This is a genomic window from Streptomyces sp. NPDC092296, assembly GCF_044755465.1.
Classification (GTDB): Bacteria; Actinomycetota; Actinomycetes; order Streptomycetales; family Streptomycetaceae; genus Peterkaempfera.
This window is the reverse complement of record NZ_JBIVRB010000038.1, coordinates 1-1,078: the sequence shown is the minus strand read 5'-3', so window position 1 is coordinate 1,078 and position 1,078 is coordinate 1. Positions and strand designations below refer to the sequence as shown.

Here is a 1,078-nt window from a genome sequence, read left to right as displayed (position 1 = left end):
AGCCGCTCGACCTCCTCGCGGAAGCCGTCCGCGATCCGCTCCCAGAGGGAGGCGGGGACGTAGGCGCGGGACGCGGCGGAGCACTTCTGGCCCTGGTACTCGAAGGCGCCGCGGGTCATCGCGGTCCTCAGCACCGCCGGGTCGGCGGAGGGGTGGGCGAGGATGAAGTCCTTGCCGCCGGTCTCGCCGACCAGCCGGGGGTAGGTGCGGTAGCGGGCGATGTTCTCCCCGACGGTGCGCCACAGGTGCTGGAAGGTGGCGGTGGAGCCGGTGAAGTGGATGCCGGCCAGTTCGGGGTGGGCGAGCGCGACCTCGGAGACGGCCTTGCCGTCGCCGGTGACCAGGTTGACGACGCCGGCGGGAAGTCCGGCCGCCTCCAGCAGCCGCATCAGGTGGAACGCGGCGAAGGTCTGGGTGGGGGAGGGCTTCCACACCACGGTGTTGCCCATCAGGGCGGGGGCGGTGGGGAGGTTCCCGGCGATGGCGGTGAAGTTGAACGGCGTGACCGCGTAGACGAACCCCTCCAGCGGCCGGTGGTCCGCGCGGTTCCACACCCCCGGCGAGGAGACCGGCTGCTCGGCCAGGATCTGCCGGGCGAAGTGGACGTTGAACCGCCAGAAGTCGACCAGCTCGCACGGCGAGTCGATCTCGGCCTGCTGGGCGGTCTTGGACTGGCCGAGCATGGTCGCCGCCGCGATGGTCTCGCGCCAGGGGCCGGCGAGCAGGTCGGCGGCCTTGAGGAAGACGGCGGCGCGGTCGTCGAAGGACAGCGCCCGCCAGCCGGGGGCGGCGGCCAGCGCGGCGTCGACGGCGTCCTGGGCGTCCTGGCGGGTGGCACCGCGCAGGGTGCCCAGCCGGGCGGCGTGGCGGTGCGGCTGGACGACGTCGACGGGCTCACCGCCGCCGAGGCGCTGCTCGCCGGCGATGGTCATGGTGAGCTCGACCGGTTCCGCCGCGAGCCGCTTCAGCTCGGCTTCCAGCCGGGCCCGCTCGGGGCTGCCGGGGGCGTAGCTGTGGACCGGCTCGTTCACCGGTGCGGGGACCTGGGTCACAGCGTCCATGCGCACACGCACTCCTT

1 protein-coding gene is annotated in these 1,078 nt (G+C 73.6%); it reads right to left on the bottom strand.

Features of this window, described 5'->3' with window-relative positions:
* Window positions 1-1,061, bottom strand: a 1,061-nt coding sequence (locus ACIQGZ_RS29570; protein ID WP_402607820.1) for an aldehyde dehydrogenase family protein, incomplete at its 3' end; no start/stop codon positions are given.
* Window positions 1,062-1,078: the final 17 nt, after the last annotated feature.